Here is a 764-nt window from a genome sequence, read left to right as displayed (position 1 = left end):
GGGATAACAGGCTGATACCGCCCAAGAGTTCATATCGACGGCGGTGTTTGGCACCTCGATGTCGGCTCATCACATCCTGGGGCTGAAGTAGGTCCCAAGGGTATGGCTGTTCGCCATTTAAAGTGGTACGCGAGCTGGGTTTAGAACGTCGTGAGACAGTTCGGTCCCTATCTGCCGTGGGCGGCTGGAAGAGTTGAGGGGGGTTGCTCCTAGTACGAGAGGACCGGAGTGAACGCACCACTGGTGTTCGGGTTGTGATGCCAATTGCATTGCCCGGTAGCTAAGTGCGGAAGAGATAACCGCTGAAAGCATCTAAGCGGGAAACTTGCCCCGAGATGAGTCTTCCCTGGGCCCTTGAGGCCCCTGAAGGGACGTTCGAGACGAGGACGTTGATAGGCTGGGTGTGTAAGCGTAGCGATACGTTGAGCTAACCAGTACTAATGACCCGAGAGGCTTAACCTTACAACACCGAAGGTGTTTTGGTGAGAGAGACGCGAATTTGGCTTGTTCGATGGATTGGTTCCGATGGTTGTGCGACGCGAAAGTGCGGGCATGACGGTTGGAATGAAAAGAATTTGCCTGGCGGCGAGAGCGCGGTGGTCCCACCTGACCCCATGCCGAACTCAGAAGTGAAACGCCGTAGCGCCGATGGTAGTGTGGGGTCTCCCCATGCGAGAGTAGGGAACTGCCAGGCATCACATAAGGAACCCCCGGTTATGCCGGGGGTTTTTTGCTTTTGGGGCGGGTGGAACTGGTCTGTCAGG

At 56.2% G+C, this 764-nt stretch carries 2 rRNA genes; both read left to right on the top strand.

Features of this window, described 5'->3' with window-relative positions:
• Positions 1-462 (top strand): 23S ribosomal RNA (locus DXX3274_RS00105); the annotation flags it as partial.
• Between the two features lie 116 nt (positions 463-578).
• Positions 579-694 (top strand): 5S ribosomal RNA (rrf, locus tag DXX3274_RS00100).
• Positions 695-764 lie beyond the last annotated feature (70 nt).

The sequence above is a fragment of the Dickeya sp. NCPPB 3274 genome, from assembly GCF_000406205.1.
In the GTDB taxonomy this organism is placed as follows: domain Bacteria; phylum Pseudomonadota; class Gammaproteobacteria; order Enterobacterales; family Enterobacteriaceae; genus Dickeya; species Dickeya fangzhongdai.
The sequence above is the reverse complement of the archived record's forward strand: the minus strand, read 5'-3'. Positions and strand labels throughout refer to the sequence as shown.